This window comes from Leifsonia sp. KNZ12-8B (genome assembly GCF_056755495.1).
This window is the reverse complement of record NZ_JBPGXM010000084.1, coordinates 1-17,630: the sequence shown is the minus strand read 5'-3', so window position 1 is coordinate 17,630 and position 17,630 is coordinate 1. Positions and strand designations below refer to the sequence as shown.

Below are 17,630 nucleotides of genomic sequence, written 5' to 3'. Positions count from 1 at the left end.
CCCCTCCACCCCTCCATCCGAAGGAGCTCTCCGCCATGTCCATCCGCCCCCGCCTGATCGCCGCAGCGGCGCTCACCGCCGTCTCCGCGCTCGCCCTCACGGGCTGCGTCGGCGCCGGCGTCGCCGCCCCGTCGTCCGACGACGCCGGGTCCACCGCGACCATCCCCACGCTCGGCCCCGACCAGAAGGTCTCGATCACCTTCGAGAGCTACAACCTCGCCCAGGCCGGCGCCTGGACCGACACCATCCAGGGCCTGATCGACACGTTCGAGAAGGAGCACCCCAACATCACGGTGACCGGGCAGGCGCCGACCGCGGCGGCCGGCGCCAACACGTCGTACATCGCCAGCGTGCAGACCGAGATGCTCGCCGGGAACGCCCCCGATGTCGCCCAGCTGACCTTCGACGGCCTCGACTACATCGCCAACGACATGGGCGCCCAGCCGATCTCGAAGCTCGTCGGCGCCAAGGCCGTCGAGGACGCGTTCGGCGGCGAGTACCCCATGAACAAGAACGCCACCACGCTCGGCGACTGGAACGGCGTGACCTACGGCATCCCCTACGTGTTCTCCACGCCGGTGCTCTGGTACAACGCGACCGCGCTGGCGGACGCGGGCATCACCGACCCCGACTTCTCGACCTGGGACGGCCTCGCGAAGGTCGCCACCCAGCTCAAGGAGAAGACCGGGACCGCTCCCGTGACGATCTCGTGCACCGTGACCGGCGGCGACTGGTGCATGCAGGGCATCATCAAGTCGAACGGCGGCAAGATCCTCAACGAGGACCACACGAAGATCGAGTTCGGCGACGCCGGTTCGGTCGGCGCCGTGCAGGAGATGCGCGACCTCTACGACGCGGGGCTCCTCCAGAACCTCGACGCGAGCAGCATGTACACGGCGTTCGCCTCCGGGAAGTCGCTCATCCAGGTGCAGACCTCCGCGCTGCAGAGCACCTTCATGGCGGGTGCGAAGGCCGGCGGCTGGGAGCTGAAGAACGCCCCGCTCCCGGCGTTCGGCGACAAGAAGGTCGCCCCCACCAACTCCGGCTCCGCGCTCTTCATCATGTCGAAGGACCCGGCCAAGCAGGCCGCCGCGTGGGAGTTCATCAAATTCATGACCAGCCCGACCGCGTACGAGCAGATCTCCACCAAGATCGGCTATCTCCCGCTGCGCGACACCATGACCGAGGGCGACGGACCGCTCGCCGACTGGGCGAAGTCGAACCCGCTGGTCGCGCCGAACATCGCGCAGCTGCAGCAGCTCCAGCCGTGGGAGTCGTACCCAGGGGCCAACTACAGCCAGATCAGCACGATCTTCTCCAAGGCCGTCGAGGACGCCGTCTACTACGGCAAGGACCCGAAGACGACGATGCAGGAGGCCCAGAAGCAGGCCCAGGCGCTGGTCAAGTGACCCGCCGCCCACCGGAACACCCCGAGACGAGGAACCCCGCATGACCGACACCCTTCCCTCCCGGCTCGTGCCCGTCGACGGCACGTACAACCTGCGCGATGTCGGCGGCTACCGCGCCGGAACGGCCACGGTCCGTCCCGGCAAGCTCTACCGCTCCGACGCGCTGCACGCCGTGACCCCGGCCGGCCGCGAGGCGCTCGCCGGCCTCGGCATCCGCCGGGTGATCGACCTGCGGTCGGACGACGAGGTCGCCACCAGCCCCAGCCTCCTGCACGAGGAGGCGGTGATCGTGCACGCGCCGATCTTCGCCGGGGCTGCGCAGCCCATTCCGCTGGGCGAGCGGACGATCACGCTCTCGGACATCTATGACGCGATGCTCGACCTGCACGGTCCTCAGCTCGCGGCGGCGGTGCGCCTGATCGCGCAGTCGGAGGACGACGCCGTGCTCGTGCACTGCACCGCAGGCAAGGACCGCACGGGCCTGGTGATCGCGCTCGCGCTGCTCGCAGCAGGCGTGGAGCCGGAGGAGGTCGTCGCCGACTATTCGCAGACGGCGGCGAACCTCGCCGGGCCGTGGGCGGAGGCGATGCTCGACCGGATGCGCGCGAGCGGCGCCGCCATCGGCCCCGAGCTGGAGCAGATCGTCACGGCGAGCCCCGCCGAGCTCATGAACCGGATCATCGACCGCTGGGACGCCGAGTGGGGCTCCGCCCGCGGCTTCCTCCTCGCCAACGGGCTCACGGCCGATGAGCTGGAGGCGCTGACCGCGACCCTGCTGCAGCCGGCTGCCGCCCCCTCCACCGACTCCGACGACCGACCCTCGAAAGGCTGACGACCATGACCGACATCGACACCTACCCCACGCCCGAGCACTTCATCCTGCACATCAGCGACACCCACTTCGTGGAAGGCCGGGAGCCGCTGCACGGGATCGTCGACAGCGACGCGAACCTCCGGGAGCTGTTCGACGGCTTCGACAAGTCCAACACCCGCCCGGAGGCGATCGTCTTCACCGGCGACATCGCCGACACGGCAGCACCCGACGCCTACGACCGCATCCGCGCGCTGGTCGAGCCGATCGCCGAGCGCTACGGCTCGCAGCTGATCTGGGTGATGGGCAACCACGACGAGCGGGCCGCGTTCCGCACCGGCCTGCTCGGCGAGGACGCGACCACCGAGCCGTACGACCGCGTCCACGACGTGAACGGGCTGCGCATCATCGCGCTCGACTCGACGGTCCCCGGTCACCACTGGGGCGAGATCACGGACGACCAGCTCGCCTGGCTGGCCGAGGAGCTGAAGACACCGGCTCCGGACGGCACGCTGCTCGCCCTCCACCACCCGCCGATCCCGAGCCACCTCGGCCTGATCCGGCTCTTCGAGCTGCACGAGCAGCCGAAGCTCGCAGAGGTGATCCGCGGGACCGACGTTCGCGGCATCCTCGCCGGCCACCTGCACTACTCGACGACCGACACCTTCGCCGGCATCCCGGTCTCCGTCGCGTCGGCGACCTGCTACACCCAGGACCTCGTGGTCCCCTTCCCGGCCGCGCGCGGCCAGGCCGGTGCGCAGTCGTACAACCTCGTGCACGTCTACGGCGACCACGTGCAGCACTCGGTCGTGCCGATCGGGCAGTACCCGACGGCGTACGAGATGAGCGGGGAGGCGCTTGCGGCGTTCCTCGCGATGACGCCCGACGAGCAGCTGGCGGCCGTTTCGGCTTCGGTCGGCGCGGAATAACGGCGGGAGCGAGCCCGTGTTCGTCCTCGACGCAGGGCCGGCCCCGGTCGTGTCGTCCGCAGCAGCGGACGCCGCGGCCGCGGCCGCCCCGCGGCGCCGCCGGCGTCGCGTCCCGATCGCGCCGTACCTCTACGTGCTGCCCGCGATCGCCCTGCTCGGCGTGTGGATCTACCGCCCGCTCGTGCAGACCTTCCAGCTGTCGTTCTACAGCTGGAACCTCCTGCCGACCCAGCCGCTGACCCCGGTCGGGCTGCAGAACTACGCGGCGGTGGTGACGTCGCCCCAGCTGCGGCAGGCGCTCGCCAACACCGGCGTCTACATCGCCGCCTTCCTCGTCTTCTCGGTCGTGCTGCCGATCGCGATCGCGCTGCTGTCGCGGCGGGTCGGCGGGCGGGCGAAGACCGTCTACCAGGCGATCATCTTCGTGCCGTTCCTCGTCACGCCGGTGGCGGCGGCCGCCGTCTGGCGATGGCTGCTCGCCGACGCCGGCGGGGCCATCCCCACCGTGCTGCGCAGCGTCGGCATCGACATCGGCGACGTGCTGCGCTCGCCGAGCGGTGCGATCTGGGCGATCATCGCGATCGTCGGCTGGCAGATGCTCGGCTTCGGCGTCCTCGTGGTGTCGGCGGGGATCGCCGGCATCAACCCGGACTACGCGCACGCGGCCTCCATCGACGGCGCGGGAGCCTGGACCATCCTGCGCAGGATCACGCTGCCGCTGCTGTCGCCGACGATCGTCTTCCTCGTGCTGATGACCATCCTGCTCTCGGCGCAGTGGACGTACCCGATGATCGACATCCTCACCCAGGGCGGTCCGAGCGACTCGACGACCAACGTCTACTACCTGCTGTACCAGATCGGCTTCCAGAACTTCGACGCCGGCACGGCGGGTGCGGCGGGGACCCTGTTCTTCATCGCCTTCGGCCTCATCGCCCTCGGGCTCGTCACCCTGTCCGACCGGCTCTCCTTCCACGACAACTAGGAGCACGACATGGCTCTCGTCCCCGTCGCCGACCCGGCGCCGACCCTCCGCCCGCACGCCGCGGCGGTCACCGCCCCGGCGGCCGTCCCCGCGGCCGTCCCCGCGGCCGCCACGGCCGACGCCGCCCCGGCGGTGCGCCGCCGGGGGAGGGGCGTCGCCCTCGTCGGGCACGTCGTCCTGGTCGTGGTCGCCGTGGTGAGCATCTTCCCGATCTACTGGATGTTCGCCACCGCGTTCCGGCTCCCGGCGGACGCCGCGGCGCAATCGCCCTTCCCGTGGCCGATCTCGGTGGAGAACGTCGTCACGGTGTGGCGGCAGATCCCCATCCTCGCCATGATCGGCAACACGTTCGTGATGGCGTTCGCGGTCGCGCTCTGCCAGGTCGTCATCGCCGTGCTGGCCGCGTACGGGTTCGCGATGTGGCGGTTCCCCGGCAGGAACGTGCTGTTCCTGTTCTTCGTCGGCTCCTGGCTCGTCCCGTTCCAGGTGACGATGATCCCGAACTACGTGCTCATCTCGCAGCTCGGCCTCCTCGGCACCATCGGCGGCGTCGTCGTCCCCAACCTCTGCTCCGCGTTCGCGGTGATGCTCATGCGCCAGCACATGCAGTCGTTCCCGCGCGAGCTGATCGACGCCGCGCACATGGACGGGCGCAACAACTGGGGCATCCTGCTCCGGGTCGTCCTGCCCAACCTGCGGCCGGCGCTCGCCGCGCTCGGGATCATGCTGTTCATCGAGGCGTGGAACAACTACCTGTGGCCGTCGCTGATCTTCCAGCACCAGTCGGACGCCCTCATCCAGGTCGGCATCCGCAGCTTCATGGGCGCGGAGGGCGACAACTGGGGCGCCATCATGGCCGCGTCGGGGCTCGCCTGCCTGCCCATCTTCCTCATCTACCTCTTCCTGCAGCGCTACATCGTCGACGCCTTCGTGCGCTCCGGCCTGCGCTGAGCGCCACCCATCTCACCCCCCGGAAGGAACGCTCATGAAGATCGTCCAGCTGTCCGACACCCACATCTCCCACCTCGGCGGCGCCACCACCGAGAACCTGCTCGCGTTCATCGATCTGATCAACGCGATCGAGCCGGCCTTCGTCGTGCACAGCGGCGACGTCGCGATCCTCGACCCGGACCAGGCGGACGACCGGGAGGCGGCGCGAGCGCTGCTCGACGGCATCCACGCCCCCCTGCGGGTGCTCGCCGGCAACCACGACGTGGGCGAGCGGCCCGAGAACGCGTGGGCGGGGCTGGCCGTGACGCCGGAGCGCGTCGCCGCCTTCGAGTCCACGTTCGGACCCGATCACTGGCTGGAGGTCGTCGGGGACTGGGCCGTGCTCGGGCTGAACAGCGAGCTGATGGGCAGCGGGCTCCTGGAGGAGGCGGCCCAGTGGCGGTGGCTGGAGGCCGTGGCGGCCGAGATCGGCGACCGCCCGACCCTCGTCTTCAGCCACAAGCCGGTATGGAACCCGTACCCGCAGGTCACCGAGCACAACATCGCGATCCCCGACGACGCGCGCGAGCGGCTCCTGAGTGCGCTCGCCGGCGTGCGGCTCGCGGCCTTCGGCAGCGGCCACCTGCACCAGTTCGCCGTGACCACGGAGACGGCGGGCGCCGCGGAGGTGTTCGCTGTCTCCGCGCCCGCCACCGGCTTCGCGCACGGCAGCCTCGGCGGCGGCGCGCTGGCTCAGCTCGGGATCGTGGAGTACGTCCTCGGAAGCGGCGCGGAGGCCACCGTGCGGCCGTACTTCCGCAACCTCCACTCGCTCGTGGAGGTCGCTCCGACGGACATCCCCGAGTTCGCCTCGGCACTCGACGGGCTGGGCGTCACGCTCTGACGCGGCCCGGAACAGCGCCCGCACGAACAGAAAGCCCCGGCTCGCGCCGGGGCTTTCGTACTGTCTCAACCAGTGTGCGCCACGAGGGATTCGAACCCCCAACCTTCTGATCCGTAGTCAGATGCTCTATCCGTTGAGCTAGTGGCGCATGACCCGTGGTTTCCGGTCACGGGCCGCATACGAGCCTACATGATCGCTTCGCGGACCGCCAATCGGGACAGCCGCGGGAGCGGCCTGCCGTTCACGCGAACACCTCGTAGAGGAAGCAGACCAGCGCCCGCCAGCTGCGCGCGTCCGCGACCGGCCGGTAGCTGTCGCGGCCCGGGATGGTGAAGGCGTGCGGCGCGCTGGAGTACGTCGTCACCTGCCAGTCGACGTGCGGGGCGCCCCGCAGCTCCTCCTGGAACGCGGCCACCGCGCTGTCGGGGACGACCGGGTCGGAGCCTCCGGTGAGCACGAGCAGGGAGGCGGCGATCGCGGCCGCGTCGGAGGGGTCGTGCGCGATCAGGCCGCCGTGGAACGACACGACACCGCGGGCCGGGGCGCCGGTGCGGGCGAACTCGAGGGCCGCCGTGCCGCCGAAGCAGTAGCCGATGACGGCGAGGCGGGCCGGGTCGACGGCGGGGTGCTGCTGCAGCCAGCTGAAGCCCGCCGCGACGCGGGCGCGCAGCAGCGACAGGTCGCGGTAGTAGCGGCCGGCCTCCGCCTGCGCGTCGTCGCCGGTGGGGCGCACGCCGGCGCCGTAGAGGTCGGCCGCGAACGCGACGTAGCCGCGCCGGGCGAGCATCTGGGCACGCATGCGCACGGTGTCGCCGACGCCGTGCCAGTCGTGGAGGATGAGCACCGCCGGCCGGCGCTCGTCCGCCTGCACGTCGCGGGCGAGATACCCCTCGAGCGGCGTGCCCTCGTGCTCGTAGCGGACGGTCTCGGCATCGATGACGGAGTGCTCGCCCAGGGGCACGTGCTCGAGCAGGGCCTGGTGGGCGGGCGAGAGGGCGGGCGTCGGACGGTCTGACACGGACGAAGCTCCAGGGTCGACGTCGTCGGCGGCGCGGGAACCGCGGGTGCAAGTCGGGTTCCTGCATCGCCACACTATCGCGCACCTCCCCGCCGGGCAGCCGTCGAGTACGCGGATTCTGGGCGTACTCGCCGGTTTCCGAACGAATTCCCGCGTACTCGACAGGGGTGGGGGCGCGGCGAGGGCGGACGTACCATGGGCGCATGGCCACCGAGTTCAGCAACGAGACGGACGCGAACCGCTACACGATGCGGATGGACGGCGAACTGGTCGGCGTGCTGGACTACCGCATCCTCGGCGGCTCCATCTCGCTGACCCGCTCCTTCACCGTGCCGCACCGGCGCGGCCACGGCTACGCGGCGCAGCTCGTGGAGTACGCGGTAAACGACATCGAGCGCCGCGGGGACCTGAAGGTGGTGCCGATGTGCTGGTACGTCGCCGACTGGTTCGACGCGCATCCCGAGCGCTCGGGGCTGCTGCAGCGGCGCGCCGGCTGAGCCCGGGCCGCCGATGACGACACGACGTGCCGCCCGGGTCTCGCGGTTCGGCGACGCGGGCGCGATGGTGCTCGTGACCGAGAGCGTGCGGGAGCCCCGCGGCAACGAGGTCCGCGTGCGCATCACCCACGCCTCGCTCGGGTCCACCGACCTGCTCGCCCGCCGCGGCGGCTACGTCTTCCAGCCGCTGCCGGGCTTCGTCACCGGCTACGACTTCGTCGGGGTGCTGGAGTCCGAGTCAGCGGTGTCCGTCGCGCTGGGCCTGCGCACGGGGGCTCGGGTGGCGGGCGCGCTGCCGCGGATGGGCGCGCACGCGACCCGGCTCGTGCTGTCGCCCACGTTCCTGGTCGCGGTGCCGGAGCAGCTCGACCCCGCGGTGGCGGCGACCCTGCCGCTCGACGCGCTGACCGCCTCCCGCGCCGTCGCGCTCGCCGGGCCGGCACGGAGCATCCTGGTGCAGGGCGCCTCCGGAGCCGTCGGCTCCCTCGCGGTGCAGCTGGCCCAGCGGGGATCCGGCCCGAGCGCCTCGGCGCTGGGGACGCCCCGCAGGATCGTCGGGACCGCCTCCGCCCGCAGCCGCGACGCGGCCGCGCCGCTCGGCATCCCGCTGGTCGACTACACCCTGCCCGACTGGCCGGCGGCGGTGCGCGAGGAGGCAGGAGGCGCGGTGGAGGCGGCCATCGACCACACCGGCTCCCCGCTGGTCCGCGAGGCGCTCGCTCCCGACGGCGTCCTCGTCCACACGGCGTTCGTCGGCCGAGCCGGGCACGAACGCGCCGACTCCGTCCGCGGCGGGCTGGCGGCGACGCTGCACGGGCGGTCGCGGCCGAGGGAGGCCGTGGTGAGCATCCCGACCTTCGTGCTGCGCCACCGGCCCGAGTACCGCCGGGTGCTGGCCGCCCTGCTCGCGGACGCGGCGACGGGCGGGTTGACCCCGCCGGAGCCGGTGGTCGTGCCGCTCGACGAGGTGTGGGAGGCGCACCGCGAGGCGGAGACGCTGCGGCCGGGCCGCAAGGTCGTGCTCGCACCCTGACGCGCGGCGGCGCCCTCCGCATGGGGATGGATCGCTCCACCCCCACGCGGTTGCGGGTAAGACGGCCGGCCCTCGACGCCCCCCTGAGCGCGCATGCGGGTCCGGCTGACCTCTCCAGGGTAACCGCGGAGTAGACGGTCCAGTCAACCGACAGACGTCGGGCATCCCCGAGAACCCCTCCACCTGGCTATGCTGCGCGCCATGAGCACGAAGAGCAGACAGGCGCCGCAGCGCGAGGAGACCCTCGAGCTCGGCGGGCACAGGGGGCTGTGGGGCGCGTTCGCGGGGCTGATCGTGGCCGTGCTCATCGCGTACCCGCTGTCCGCGAGCGTCGCGTTCGCCACGCATCCGGCCACGCAGAAGCTGTTCGGCGGGAGGCTGGAGGGCGCCTCGTCCGCCGGGTACGCCGCCTTCTGGTGGGTGATCGCGCTCGGCTGCCTGGCGCTGCCGTTCATCGTGGGGTTCGGGATCGCGCGGATGTCGGGCCGCACCCTGCTCGTGATCGGCGGGATCGTCGTCGTGTTCCTGATCCTCGTGCTCGTCCTCGGCCAGGTCTTCGCCTTCTGAGCGGGCCGCCCCTCGCGCATCCACCCGGATGGGCGTTGGCTGGCCGGCATGACGAAGAAGCTGAAGAAGGGCGACCACGTCGAGTGGTCGTCGCACGGCACCGACGTGCCCGGCGAGGTCGAGCGCGAGATCACCACCGAGACCGACGCGGGCGGGCGGCACGTGAAGGCGTCGCAGGACGACCCGCAGTACCTCGTGAAGAGCGACAAGAGCGGCAGGGAGGCCGTGCACAAGCCGGACGCCCTGAAGAAGAAGGGCTGATCCGGCCGGCCGCACGCCGCCGACTGCCGTCTTGCCGCAGCCCTCCCGGCGTGCATAGCATCGCCCACGTCGAGGGGAGCAGCGATGCGCCGGACCAGGTCGAGGGGGTCGGGGATCGTCGCGGTCGCGGCCGCCCTCCTGGTCCTCGGCGGATGCGCAGGCACCCCGAGCGGCCAGGCCGTCGTCGGCGAATGGGGCTCGACCGCGACCGGTCAGCCGCACCTGACCATCGAGAACGACGGCACGTTCAGCGGCTCCGACGGGTGCAACACCCTGTCGGGCAACGGGCAGATCGACGGGGACGAGATCGACTTCGGCTCCATCACCTCCACGCTGAAGGCCTGCGAGGGCGTCGACGAGTGGCTCGCCAAGGCCGCCACCGGGAACGTGAAGGGCGACACCATGACCGTCCTCGACGACTCCGGTGCCACGATCGGCACATTGAAGAGGGAGGGGCCATGACCACGATGACCGAGCGGACGGCGGCCACGCCGCCTCCGGACACACCCGCATACACCGGTCGGCTCTCGCGGCATCGGCCGCCCGACCGGCTGCCCGACGACCCGGTCGACGCCGGAAGCGCCTACCGCCTCATCCACGACGAGCTGCTGCTCGACGGCAGTTCGCGGCTCAACCTCGCCACCTTCGTCACGACGTGGATGGACCCGGAGGCGGCCGTCCTCATGGCCGAGGCCTTCGACAAGAACATGATCGACAAGGACGAGTACCCGGCCACCGCCGACATCGAGCGGCGCTGCGTCGCGATCGTCTCCGACCTGTTCCACGCCGAGCCGGGTACGCCGACCGGCGCCGCGACCATCGGGTCGAGCGAGGCGGTCATGCTGGCCGGGCTGGCGCTCAAGTGGCGCTGGCGGGCGCGGCGCGGGCTGACGAGCGGGGGCACGCCCAACCTCGTGCTGGGTTCGAACGTGCAGGTGGTGTGGGAGAAGTTCTGCCGGTACTTCGAGGTGGAGCCGCGGTACCTCCCCGTCACGCACGACCGTTATGTGATCACGCCCGAGCAGGTGCGCGACGCGGTGGACGACGACACGATCGGGGTCGTCGGCATCCTCGGCACGACGTACACCGGCGAGCTGGAGCCGATCGCCGAGATCTGCGCGGCGCTCGACGAGCTGGCCGCCTCGGGCGGACCGGACGTGCCGGTGCACGTGGATGCGGCCAGCGGCGGGTTCGTCGTGCCGTTCCTCCACCCGGAGCTGGAGTGGGACTTCCGGCTCCCGCGCGTCGTCTCGATCAACGTGAGCGGCCACAAGTACGGGCTGGTGTACCCGGGGATCGGCTTCGTGGCGTGGCGCTCGCCGGAGCACCTCCCCGACGACCTCGTCTTCAAGGTCAACTACCTCGGCGGCGACATGCCGACCTTCACGCTCAACTTCTCGCGCCCCGGCAACCAGATCATCGGGCAGTACTACAACTTCGTGCGGCTGGGCCGATCCGGTTTCACCGCGGTGATGGAGGCGCTGCGCGACACCGCGCTCTTCATCTCCAGCGGCGTCGCCGAGGAGCCGGCGGTGCGGATCATCACCGACGGCAGCGCCATCCCCGTGATCGCGTTCGCCATCGACGACGACGCCGGCTACACCGTCTTCGACGTGTCGCACGAGCTGCGCGCCCGGGGCTGGCAGGTGCCCGCGTACACGATGCCGCCCGACGCGCAGGACCTCGGCGTGCTGCGGATCGTCGTGCGCGACGGCTTCAACGTCGACCTCGCGGGCGACCTCGTGCGGGACATCCGGGCGGTGTGCGCCGAGCTCGCGGCGCCGGAACCGGCGTCGTCCCGGCCGCGGTCCCACTTCGCCCACTGAGCGCGCGGCGGGGGAGGGCGGCGATGAGCCGGGCGAGGAGGCTGCGCGCCCGGCTCGAACCCGCCGCCTTCGCGCTGGGGTCGGCCTGCTTCGCCGTCGCCGCGATCCCCGCGCTCGCGGAGGCGATCGGCGCGATCGTGACGAACGCGGTGTTCTTCGCCGGCTCCGTCCTCTTCACGACCGGCGCCGCCCTGGAGCAGACGCGCATCGGCTGGTCCCCCCGGCGCGGGGAGACGCTGGACTGGTGGGCGTCGGCCGTGCAGCTCCTCGGCACGCTGTTCTTCAACGCGAGCACCGCGGTCGCGCTCGCCGCGGCCATCCCGGCCGGGGCGCAGGGAGGGACGGGATGGCGGCCCGACGTCTACGGATCGGCGTGCTTCCTCGTCTCCTCGGCGCTGGCGGTGCGGGCCGCGAAGAACGCGCGGGTGCGAGACGACCGTACGGAGGCGGTGCTGAACTTCGCCGGGTCCGTCCTGTTCGGGATCTCCGCGGTCGGCGCGTTCGTGCAGCCGGGGACCGGTCAGGAGCTCAGCGCGACGTGGACCGCGCTCGGCACGTTCGGCGGTGCCGTGCTGTTCCTCACCGCCGCGGTGATCAGCGGCGGGTGGCTGGCGCGCAGGAGGCCGGAGCGGCTCACAGATCGTCGGGCGAGCCGATGACCACCGGCACGCACTCCGAGAAGGTGTAGCGCAGCAGGAACGGCCACTCGCTGGAGTCGCACAGGTCGAAGACGTCCATGACGGCCGCGCCGCCGATGTGCGAGGGCAGGCGCAGCTCGAACGGAGGCTCGCTGGTGCGTTCGAACTCGATCTCGAACGCGAGGTCGCCGTGCTCCAGCACGGCGAGCACCGTCTCCATCGCCTCCACCTCCTCCGGCTGCGGGTCGTCGTGCGCCTGTTCCACGACTACCCCCTCACGCGCGGGCCACAACCCCTCCTCGTCGCGCGGGCCGGTCGAGCAGCCGGGCGCTATGCGGACGACGAATGCCGGAGCGCGCGGGCGACGAGTGCGACCGCTCCGGCTGCCGTGGCCAGACCGACCAGCGTCCGCCGGGTCTGCGCCCGCCGGCCGTGCCAGCCGCCGTTGACCGAGCCAGGAGCGGGCGACGGCGCGAACAGGGTGCCGGAGGTGGGCTGCGCCGCCGCACGACGGAACTGGCCGGCGGCGGTCTGCGCGGCGATCGCGGCCTCCACCGCCCGCGGGTGCCTCCGGTGCCGGCGCACGAGCGCACCGCCCGCCACGGTGACGTCGCGCTCCAGCCGGCGCGGGTTGCGCAAGGCCGCCAGGATCGTCCGGACGGCGGCTGTCACCGGGTAGACCGGCGGCAGCGCGCGGACGGCGCGGCCGGTGTGGTTGCCCGAGTGCTGGAAGATCGGGGTGTCGAGCGCGGGAGGCTTCACGGTCACGACGCGGACCCGGGACCCGCCGAGCGACAGCTCCGCCGCGAGGCTGCGGCCGAACGCGATCACGGCCGCCTTCGACATCGAGTACGGCGAGCTGAACGGCTGAGGGATCTCGCCGAGGATCGACGACACGTTCACGATGACACCGCGATCGCGCGGCAGCATCCGGACGAGGGCGCTCCTGGCGCCGTTCGCGTACCCGTGCACGTCGACGTCGACGACCCGGCGGAACTCCTCCGGCGGCAGCTCCCAGAACCGGCCGTACGTGCTCACCGCCGCGGCGTTGATCCAGTAGTCGATGTGGCCGAACCCACGTTCCGCCGTCGCGGCGGCGCGCTCCACCGCGTCGGCGTCCGCGGTGTCGGCCACGGCGACGATCGCGTCGACGCGCCCCCTGCGGCCCCGGGTGCGGCACTGCTCGGCGACCTCCTGGAGGGAGGTCTCGTCACGCCCGACGAGCACCAGGCGGGCTCCCCGCTTGGCGAGGGCGATGGCGGTCGCGCGGCCGAGACCGCTGGACGCACCGGTGATGACGGCGACGGGGCTGTGAGTCATGCGCGGGACGCTAGCCCCGCGACGGGAGGCCGCACAGCCCTTGACTTGACCGCCTGCGAGGGCACGATTCCTCGCATGAGCGCACCTGCATCCCCTTCCGCCGTCCCCGACCCGTCCGTGCCGGCCGACGGCTCTCTCGGCCGCCGCGTCGGCGATGCCGGCGCCGTCGAGCGCCTGCGCGCGGCCAAGCGGCCGCGCTCGGTGATCGCCGGTCCGTACGGCCACCCGTTCCACGCGACCGTGATCACCATCCCGATCGGCGCGTGGACCGCGGCGATCGTCTTCGACATCATCGGGCTGGTCGGAGCCGCGCCGGACGCGTTCGCCACCGGCGCGCTGTGGCTCGTCGTCATCGGCGTCATCGGCGGCCTGCTGGCCGCCGTCTTCGGGCTGCTCGACTTCTCGAAGATCGCCCGCGGCACCAGGGCGCACCGGATCGCGCTCGCGCATCTCGCGCTGAACAGCGCCGCGATCGTGCTGTTCGCCATCAGCATCCCGGTGCGGGCGACGGCCCATGGGCCGAGCGTCGGCGGCTTCGTGCTCTCGCTGATCGGCTACCTGATCGTGGGCCTGTCCGGCTTCCTCGGCGGTGAGCTGGCGTACCGCCACGGGGTCCGCGTCGCGGACGAGACGGACCAGGTGCGGGCCTACTGACAGGCGGACACCGGGCGCAGACGAGCGCAGACGAGCGCAGGCGCGGGGCCCATCGGGTCCCGCGCCTGCGTCGTGGGGTGCTCCGCCCTCAGAACGCGATGCCGAGCGGGCGCGCGACCTCCGCCAGGGCGGGGGTCACGGCCTCCACCAGCAGGAGCGCGCAGCCCACGAGCAGCAGCGCCAGAGCGGTGCCGGAGGCGGCCATCCCGATGGCCAGCCGCAGGGCGTCGGAGCGGCGAATCGCGCGCCGCAGCACCTCCGCGCGTCGGCGGAGCCCGGTGCGGAGCCCGGCCGCCGCCTCCGTCAGGCGCTCGGGCGAGAGCGGTGAGGGCAGAGCCGTCATGGGCTACGCCGTCACCTCCTTCTTGGCGTCTCCCGACTCGCGCGCCGACATCACGCGCTCGCCGTGGTCGCGCACCGACTCCACCGTGATCTTGCGCGGCTTGGCGCGCTCGGCGATCGGGATGATGACGCTGAGCACGCCGTTGTCGTACGTCGCGCTGATGCTGTCGGTGTCGACGTCGTCGCCGATCGTGAACTGGCGCAGGTAGGCGCCGAACGGGCGCTCCTGCACGAGCCAGCGCGTGTTGTCACGGCCGCCGGCCGAGCGCTGCGCCCGCAGGGTCAGCAGGTGGCCGTCGACGTCGATGTCGACCGATCCCGGGTCGACGCCAGGCAGGTCGGCGTTGAGGATGTACTTGTCGCCCTCGCGGAACAGATCGACAGGCATCATCCGCGGCTGGCGGCTGGTGTCGAAGACGCTCTGCGCGATCCGGTCCAGCTGGCTGAAAGGATCGAACGACATTGCCATGATGTGTGGTCTCCTTCCTGCGATGAACGGGATGGAGCCTCCGCTCATCGGCGGAGGTGATCTCCATCGATTACTGGAGATTTTATACCTCCTTCGCTTGACAGGCGCAAGTCCCCGGACCCAGACTTCAGGAATGACCGACCGCCCCAGCGACACCCCGCTCTACAGCATCGCCGTGGCCGCAGAGCTGTCGGGCCTCACGCCGGCGGCCCTCCGGCTGTACGAGGAGAAGGGGCTGCTCACCCCCGCACGCAGCGGGGGAGGCACGCGCCGGTACAGCGAGGACGACCTCGCGCGACTGCGCGAGGTGGCGCGCCTGCAGGACGACGGCATCAACCTCGCCGGGATCGGCCACGTCATGCGCCTGCAGGATGAGAACGCCGAGCTGCGCCGCCGCCTCGACGCCGCCGACTCGTGACCCGATGTCACGTCTCGCCGCGCGAACCCGCATCCACTCACCACTCGGGGCCGCGTCGTCAAGCGGGTGCAGCGGGTCGGCGGCGGCCGGTACCGTCGAGCGCATGCAGCAGCACGATGAGCAGATCCGGCGCGTGGCGCGCGAGTCCTTCGGCTGGAAGGAGCTCCGCCCCGGCCTCGCCGACGGCATGGCCGCACTGCTCGACGGGCGCGACGTGCTGGCGGTCATGCCGACCGGGTACGGCAAGTCGTCGCTGTACCAGGTGACGGGGACCATCCTCGAGGGCGTCACCATCGTCGTCTCGCCGCTCATCTCGCTCCAGGAGGACCAGGTCAGGGCCATCTCCGAGGCGCACGACGTGCCGGGGGCCGTCGCCATCAACTCCTCCGCGGGCGAGCGCGAGCGCGAGCAGGACTGGGAGGCGCTCGCCGACGGCAGCGCGCGCTTCGCCTTCCTCGCGCCCGAGCAGCTCGCCAACGAGGCGGTGCGCGAGCGCCTCTCCGCGCTGACCGTCTCGCTGTTCGCGGTCGACGAGGCGCACTGCGTGTCGGCGTGGGGGCATGACTTCCGGCCCGACTACCTCCAGCTCGGTGACGTGATCGAGGCGCTCGGGCATCCGCCGGTGGTCGCCATGACGGCGACGGGTGCGCCTCCCGTGCGCACCGAGATCGTCGAGCGGCTGGGCCTGCGCCGGCCGCTCAAGCTGTCGACCGGCTTCGACCGGCCCGAGCTGCGGCTGGAGGTCGTGCGGCACGAGTCCGACGCCGAGAAGCGGGAGGCCGTGCTCGAGCAGGCGGCCGCCGGCACCGGTTCGCGCCTGATCTACGCGGCGACCCGGGCCGAGACCGAGCGGCTGGCCGAGGCGCTGGAGGAGCGTGGCGTCAGCGCGGCCGCCTACCACGCCGGGCTCAAGCGGGCCGAGCGCGACGACGTGTACGAGCGGTTCATCGGCGACCGGGTGGAGGTGGTGGCCGCGACGAGCGCATTCGGCATGGGCATCGACAAGCCCGACGTGCGCGCGGTCGTGCACGCCTCGGTCACCGACTCGCTCGACAGCTACTACCAGGAGGTCGGGAGGGCCGGGCGCGACGGCGACGCCGCGACCGTGACGCTGCACTACCGGCCGGAGGACTTCGCGCTGACCCGCTTCTTCGCGGGCGGCGAGCCGGACTCCGACGAGCTCGCGCGCATCTTCACCGCCATCCGCGACGAGCCCGGCTGCACCCGGAACCAGCTCGCCGACCGCCTCGGCGTGAGCACCCGATCCCTCGGCCGCCAGCTCGGCCTGCTGCGCGACGCACGTGTGCTCGGCGGCGGAGACGACGCCCTCGAGCCCGCCGAGGTGCGCCCGGGTGAGGCGGCCGCCGCCGCGGTCGCGGAGGCGGAGGCCCGGCAGCGGATCGAGCTCTCGCGCGCGCAGATGATGCAGGAGTATGCCGAGACGGGAATGTGCCGGCGGCAGTTCCTCCTCGGCTACTTCGGCGAGGAGCTTCCCGAGCCCTGCCGCAACTGCGACACCTGCTCGTCGGGCAGCGCCGACCGCTGGGCGGAGGAGCACGACGCCGGCCTCGAGGACGTCTTCCCGCTGGCGGCGCGCGTCCGCCACTCGTCGTGGGGTGCCGGCGTCGTGATGCACACCGAGGCCGACCGGCTGACCGTGTTCTTCGACGAGGCGGGCTACAAGGTGCTGTCGCTGGCCGCGGTGCGCGAGAATGACCTCCTCGAGGTCGTGAGCTCCGCCGCGTAGGCGACCCGAGCGGCGAGGACGCCGCTCAGCTCCTCCCGACCGCCCGCGCGGCCGCGACCGCCGCCTCCACCCCGTCGCGCCACGGGTCGCCGTGCCCGGGGAGCAGCACGCGGGCGCCGGTGTTGCGGAGGGCGTCGAGCGACGCCAGCGCGCGCTCCGAGTTCGCCGTGGCCGCCCCGGCGATGATCTGCGCGCCGCGCTCGCCCTTGTACGGGTCGAGCGTGACGAGCGCGTCCCCGGTCAGCAGCGCCTCCTGGTCGGGGAGGTGCAGCGCGCAGTGCCCGTCGGTGTGGCCGGGGCTGAAGACGACCCTCGGCCGGCCGGGGAGCGGGACGGGGCCGGCGCCGGGGAGCTCCCGCGCCTCCTTCACGCCCTTCACCCGCAGGGCGCCTGCCGCGACCATCGAGGCGACGGGAGGCACGGCGCGCGGATACAGGAACGGGTACACCGCCGGCGTGCGCTCCCTGCGGTAGCGGTACGGGTGCTCGGCGAGGTGCCGGTCGGCCGGGTGCACGTACACCGGCGTGCCGAGCTCCTCGATCGCGCGCTCGGCGAAGCCGACGTGGTCGAAGTGGCCGTGCGTGAGGATGATGCCCTCCAGGTCGCGCAGGTGCAGGCCGACGTGGTGGGCGGCGCGCGCGAGCACCGGCCAGGTGGCGGGGAAGGCGGCGTCGACGAGGGTCCACGCCGATCCGTCCTGGAGCAGGTAGCAGTTGGTGGAAGCGTGCTCGATCCGGTGCACGCCCGGCACGACGTCGGGGGTGAGCCGCGGCGCGCCCGGCCGCCGGCTCGAGGTGAGGGTCAGTGTGGAGGCCATGCACCGGGTGTACCCGCCGTCCGGGCCCCCGGTGCAGCCCTTGACACCACCACCATCC

22 protein-coding genes and 1 tRNA gene are annotated in these 17,630 nt (G+C 72.2%); 16 read left to right on the top strand and 7 right to left on the bottom strand.

Annotation, left to right across the window (positions count from 1 at the left end):
• The 6 genes from ACR9ZG_RS12700 to ACR9ZG_RS12675 form a co-directional block, all read left to right on the top strand.
• The coding region (locus ACR9ZG_RS12700; RefSeq protein WP_481285209.1) for an ABC transporter substrate-binding protein at positions 1-1,409 on the top strand (1,409 nt) is incomplete at its 5' end.
• A 40-nt stretch (positions 1,410-1,449) separates the two neighbouring features.
• Positions 1,450-2,241 carry a tyrosine-protein phosphatase gene (locus ACR9ZG_RS12695; protein WP_481285208.1) on the top strand — a complete coding sequence of 264 codons (792 nt, stop codon included), beginning with the start codon at positions 1,450-1,452 and terminating at the stop codon, positions 2,239-2,241.
• Positions 2,242-2,246: 5 nt separating this feature from the next.
• Positions 2,247-3,149: a phosphodiesterase gene (locus ACR9ZG_RS12690; protein ID WP_481285207.1), complete on the top strand. Its 903-nt coding sequence runs from the start codon at positions 2,247-2,249 to the stop codon at positions 3,147-3,149.
• Between the two features lie 16 nt (positions 3,150-3,165).
• The gene (locus ACR9ZG_RS12685; RefSeq protein ID WP_481285206.1) at positions 3,166-4,131 is read left to right on the top strand and encodes a carbohydrate ABC transporter permease; all 966 of its coding nucleotides are present in this window, start codon (positions 3,166-3,168) and stop codon (positions 4,129-4,131) included.
• A gap of 9 nt (positions 4,132-4,140) precedes the next feature.
• Positions 4,141-5,082, top strand: a complete 942-nt coding sequence (locus ACR9ZG_RS12680; RefSeq protein WP_481285205.1) for a carbohydrate ABC transporter permease — start codon at positions 4,141-4,143, stop codon at positions 5,080-5,082.
• Positions 5,083-5,116: 34 nt separating this feature from the next.
• Positions 5,117-5,965, top strand: coding sequence for a metallophosphoesterase family protein (locus tag ACR9ZG_RS12675; RefSeq protein WP_481285204.1), 849 nt, complete (start codon positions 5,117-5,119; stop codon positions 5,963-5,965).
• Between the two features lie 75 nt (positions 5,966-6,040).
• Here ACR9ZG_RS12675 and ACR9ZG_RS12670 read toward each other — a convergent pair.
• Together ACR9ZG_RS12670 and ACR9ZG_RS12665 are read right to left on the bottom strand one after the other, a co-directional pair.
• Positions 6,041-6,113: transfer RNA gene (locus tag ACR9ZG_RS12670), tRNA-Arg, on the bottom strand.
• A gap of 93 nt (positions 6,114-6,206) precedes the next feature.
• Positions 6,207-6,983 (bottom strand): dienelactone hydrolase family protein, encoded by a 777-nt coding sequence (locus ACR9ZG_RS12665; RefSeq protein ID WP_481285203.1) that lies wholly within the window; start codon positions 6,981-6,983, stop codon positions 6,207-6,209.
• Between the two features lie 203 nt (positions 6,984-7,186).
• Here ACR9ZG_RS12665 and ACR9ZG_RS12660 point away from each other — a divergent pair, with 203 nt between their 5' ends.
• From ACR9ZG_RS12660 to ACR9ZG_RS12630, 7 genes are all read left to right on the top strand, one after another.
• The gene (locus ACR9ZG_RS12660; RefSeq protein ID WP_481285202.1) at positions 7,187-7,480 is read left to right on the top strand and encodes a GNAT family N-acetyltransferase; all 294 of its coding nucleotides are present in this window, start codon (positions 7,187-7,189) and stop codon (positions 7,478-7,480) included.
• A gap of 13 nt (positions 7,481-7,493) precedes the next feature.
• On the top strand, positions 7,494-8,513 hold the full coding sequence (locus ACR9ZG_RS12655) for an MDR/zinc-dependent alcohol dehydrogenase-like family protein (protein WP_481285201.1): 1,020 nt from the start codon (positions 7,494-7,496) through the stop codon (positions 8,511-8,513).
• A 201-nt stretch (positions 8,514-8,714) separates the two neighbouring features.
• Positions 8,715-9,080, top strand: a complete 366-nt coding sequence (locus tag ACR9ZG_RS12650; RefSeq protein ID WP_481285200.1) for a hypothetical protein — start codon at positions 8,715-8,717, stop codon at positions 9,078-9,080.
• 48 nt (positions 9,081-9,128) lie between these two features.
• The gene (locus tag ACR9ZG_RS12645; RefSeq protein ID WP_481285199.1) at positions 9,129-9,341 is read left to right on the top strand and encodes a hypervirulence associated TUDOR domain-containing protein; all 213 of its coding nucleotides are present in this window, start codon (positions 9,129-9,131) and stop codon (positions 9,339-9,341) included.
• Between the two features lie 84 nt (positions 9,342-9,425).
• Complete coding sequence (locus ACR9ZG_RS12640) at positions 9,426-9,803, top strand: META domain-containing protein (protein WP_481285198.1); 378 nt, start codon at positions 9,426-9,428, stop codon at positions 9,801-9,803.
• Positions 9,800-11,167: a glutamate decarboxylase gene (gad, locus tag ACR9ZG_RS12635; RefSeq protein WP_481285197.1), complete on the top strand. Its 1,368-nt coding sequence runs from the start codon at positions 9,800-9,802 to the stop codon at positions 11,165-11,167. Before ACR9ZG_RS12640 ends, gad begins: the two co-directional genes overlap by 4 nt.
• A 23-nt stretch (positions 11,168-11,190) precedes the next feature.
• Entirely contained in the window at positions 11,191-11,826 is a 636-nt protein-coding gene (locus ACR9ZG_RS12630; protein WP_481285196.1) for a hypothetical protein, read from the top strand.
• Here ACR9ZG_RS12630 and ACR9ZG_RS12625 read toward each other — a convergent pair.
• Both ACR9ZG_RS12625 and ACR9ZG_RS12620 read right to left on the bottom strand, forming a co-directional pair.
• Positions 11,801-12,070 (bottom strand): hypothetical protein, encoded by a 270-nt coding sequence (locus ACR9ZG_RS12625; protein ID WP_481285195.1) that lies wholly within the window; start codon positions 12,068-12,070, stop codon positions 11,801-11,803. The two genes, ACR9ZG_RS12630 and ACR9ZG_RS12625, sit on opposite strands and share 26 nt — an antisense overlap.
• Before the next feature lie 65 nt (positions 12,071-12,135).
• A complete protein-coding gene (locus tag ACR9ZG_RS12620; RefSeq protein WP_481285194.1) occupies positions 12,136-13,125 on the bottom strand; it encodes an SDR family NAD(P)-dependent oxidoreductase in 990 nt (329 codons plus the stop codon).
• A 75-nt stretch (positions 13,126-13,200) separates the two neighbouring features.
• Between ACR9ZG_RS12620 and ACR9ZG_RS12615 the strand changes: the two genes are divergently transcribed.
• Positions 13,201-13,779 (top strand): DUF2231 domain-containing protein, encoded by a 579-nt coding sequence (locus ACR9ZG_RS12615; RefSeq protein WP_481285193.1) that lies wholly within the window; start codon positions 13,201-13,203, stop codon positions 13,777-13,779.
• Positions 13,780-13,867: 88 nt separating this feature from the next.
• Here the strand turns inward: ACR9ZG_RS12615 and ACR9ZG_RS12610 are convergent, their stop codons facing one another.
• The gene (locus ACR9ZG_RS12610; RefSeq protein WP_481285192.1) at positions 13,868-14,122 is read right to left on the bottom strand and encodes a hypothetical protein; all 255 of its coding nucleotides are present in this window, start codon (positions 14,120-14,122) and stop codon (positions 13,868-13,870) included.
• Positions 14,123-14,125: 3 nt separating this feature from the next.
• On the bottom strand, positions 14,126-14,590 hold the full coding sequence (locus tag ACR9ZG_RS12605; protein ID WP_481285191.1) for an Hsp20/alpha crystallin family protein: 465 nt from the start codon (positions 14,588-14,590) through the stop codon (positions 14,126-14,128).
• 133 nt (positions 14,591-14,723) lie between these two features.
• On the opposite strand from ACR9ZG_RS12605, the gene ACR9ZG_RS12600 reads away from it, so the two are divergent.
• Together ACR9ZG_RS12600 and ACR9ZG_RS12595 are read left to right on the top strand one after the other, a co-directional pair.
• The gene (locus ACR9ZG_RS12600) at positions 14,724-15,008 is read left to right on the top strand and encodes a MerR family transcriptional regulator (RefSeq protein WP_481285190.1); all 285 of its coding nucleotides are present in this window, start codon (positions 14,724-14,726) and stop codon (positions 15,006-15,008) included.
• 103 nt (positions 15,009-15,111) lie between these two features.
• Positions 15,112-16,755, top strand: coding sequence for a RecQ family ATP-dependent DNA helicase (locus ACR9ZG_RS12595; RefSeq protein ID WP_481285189.1), 1,644 nt, complete (start codon positions 15,112-15,114; stop codon positions 16,753-16,755).
• Between the two features lie 25 nt (positions 16,756-16,780).
• Here ACR9ZG_RS12595 and ACR9ZG_RS12590 read toward each other — a convergent pair whose 3' ends face one another.
• Positions 16,781-17,572, bottom strand: coding sequence for an MBL fold metallo-hydrolase (locus ACR9ZG_RS12590; protein WP_481285188.1), 792 nt, complete (start codon positions 17,570-17,572; stop codon positions 16,781-16,783).
• Positions 17,573-17,630: the final 58 nt, after the last annotated feature.

Bases quoted from the DNA above. Each gene is read 5' to 3' on its own strand.
- ACR9ZG_RS12695 (WP_481285208.1), top strand. From the start codon at position 1,450: ATGACCGACACCCTTCCCTCCCGGCTCGTGCCCGTCGACGGCACGTAC.
- ACR9ZG_RS12690 (WP_481285207.1), top strand. From the start codon at position 2,247: ATGACCGACATCGACACCTACCCCACGCCCGAGCACTTCATCCTGCAC.
- ACR9ZG_RS12680 (WP_481285205.1), top strand. From the start codon at position 4,141: ATGGCTCTCGTCCCCGTCGCCGACCCGGCGCCGACCCTCCGCCCGCAC.
- ACR9ZG_RS12675 (WP_481285204.1), top strand. From the start codon at position 5,117: ATGAAGATCGTCCAGCTGTCCGACACCCACATCTCCCACCTCGGCGGC.
- ACR9ZG_RS12660 (WP_481285202.1), top strand. From the start codon at position 7,187: ATGGCCACCGAGTTCAGCAACGAGACGGACGCGAACCGCTACACGATG.
- ACR9ZG_RS12655 (WP_481285201.1), top strand. From the start codon at position 7,494: ATGACGACACGACGTGCCGCCCGGGTCTCGCGGTTCGGCGACGCGGGC.
- ACR9ZG_RS12650 (WP_481285200.1), top strand. From the start codon at position 8,715: ATGAGCACGAAGAGCAGACAGGCGCCGCAGCGCGAGGAGACCCTCGAG.
- ACR9ZG_RS12645 (WP_481285199.1), top strand. From the start codon at position 9,129: ATGACGAAGAAGCTGAAGAAGGGCGACCACGTCGAGTGGTCGTCGCAC.
- ACR9ZG_RS12640 (WP_481285198.1), top strand. From the start codon at position 9,426: ATGCGCCGGACCAGGTCGAGGGGGTCGGGGATCGTCGCGGTCGCGGCC.
- gad (WP_481285197.1), top strand. From the start codon at position 9,800: ATGACCACGATGACCGAGCGGACGGCGGCCACGCCGCCTCCGGACACA.
- ACR9ZG_RS12630 (WP_481285196.1), top strand. From the start codon at position 11,191: ATGAGCCGGGCGAGGAGGCTGCGCGCCCGGCTCGAACCCGCCGCCTTC.
- ACR9ZG_RS12620 (WP_481285194.1), bottom strand. From the start codon at position 13,125: ATGACTCACAGCCCCGTCGCCGTCATCACCGGTGCGTCCAGCGGTCTC.
- ACR9ZG_RS12615 (WP_481285193.1), top strand. From the start codon at position 13,201: ATGAGCGCACCTGCATCCCCTTCCGCCGTCCCCGACCCGTCCGTGCCG.
- ACR9ZG_RS12610 (WP_481285192.1), bottom strand. From the start codon at position 14,122: ATGACGGCTCTGCCCTCACCGCTCTCGCCCGAGCGCCTGACGGAGGCG.
- ACR9ZG_RS12605 (WP_481285191.1), bottom strand. From the start codon at position 14,590: ATGGCAATGTCGTTCGATCCTTTCAGCCAGCTGGACCGGATCGCGCAG.
- ACR9ZG_RS12600 (WP_481285190.1), top strand. From the start codon at position 14,724: ATGACCGACCGCCCCAGCGACACCCCGCTCTACAGCATCGCCGTGGCC.
- ACR9ZG_RS12595 (WP_481285189.1), top strand. From the start codon at position 15,112: ATGCAGCAGCACGATGAGCAGATCCGGCGCGTGGCGCGCGAGTCCTTC.
- ACR9ZG_RS12590 (WP_481285188.1), bottom strand. From the start codon at position 17,572: ATGGCCTCCACACTGACCCTCACCTCGAGCCGGCGGCCGGGCGCGCCG.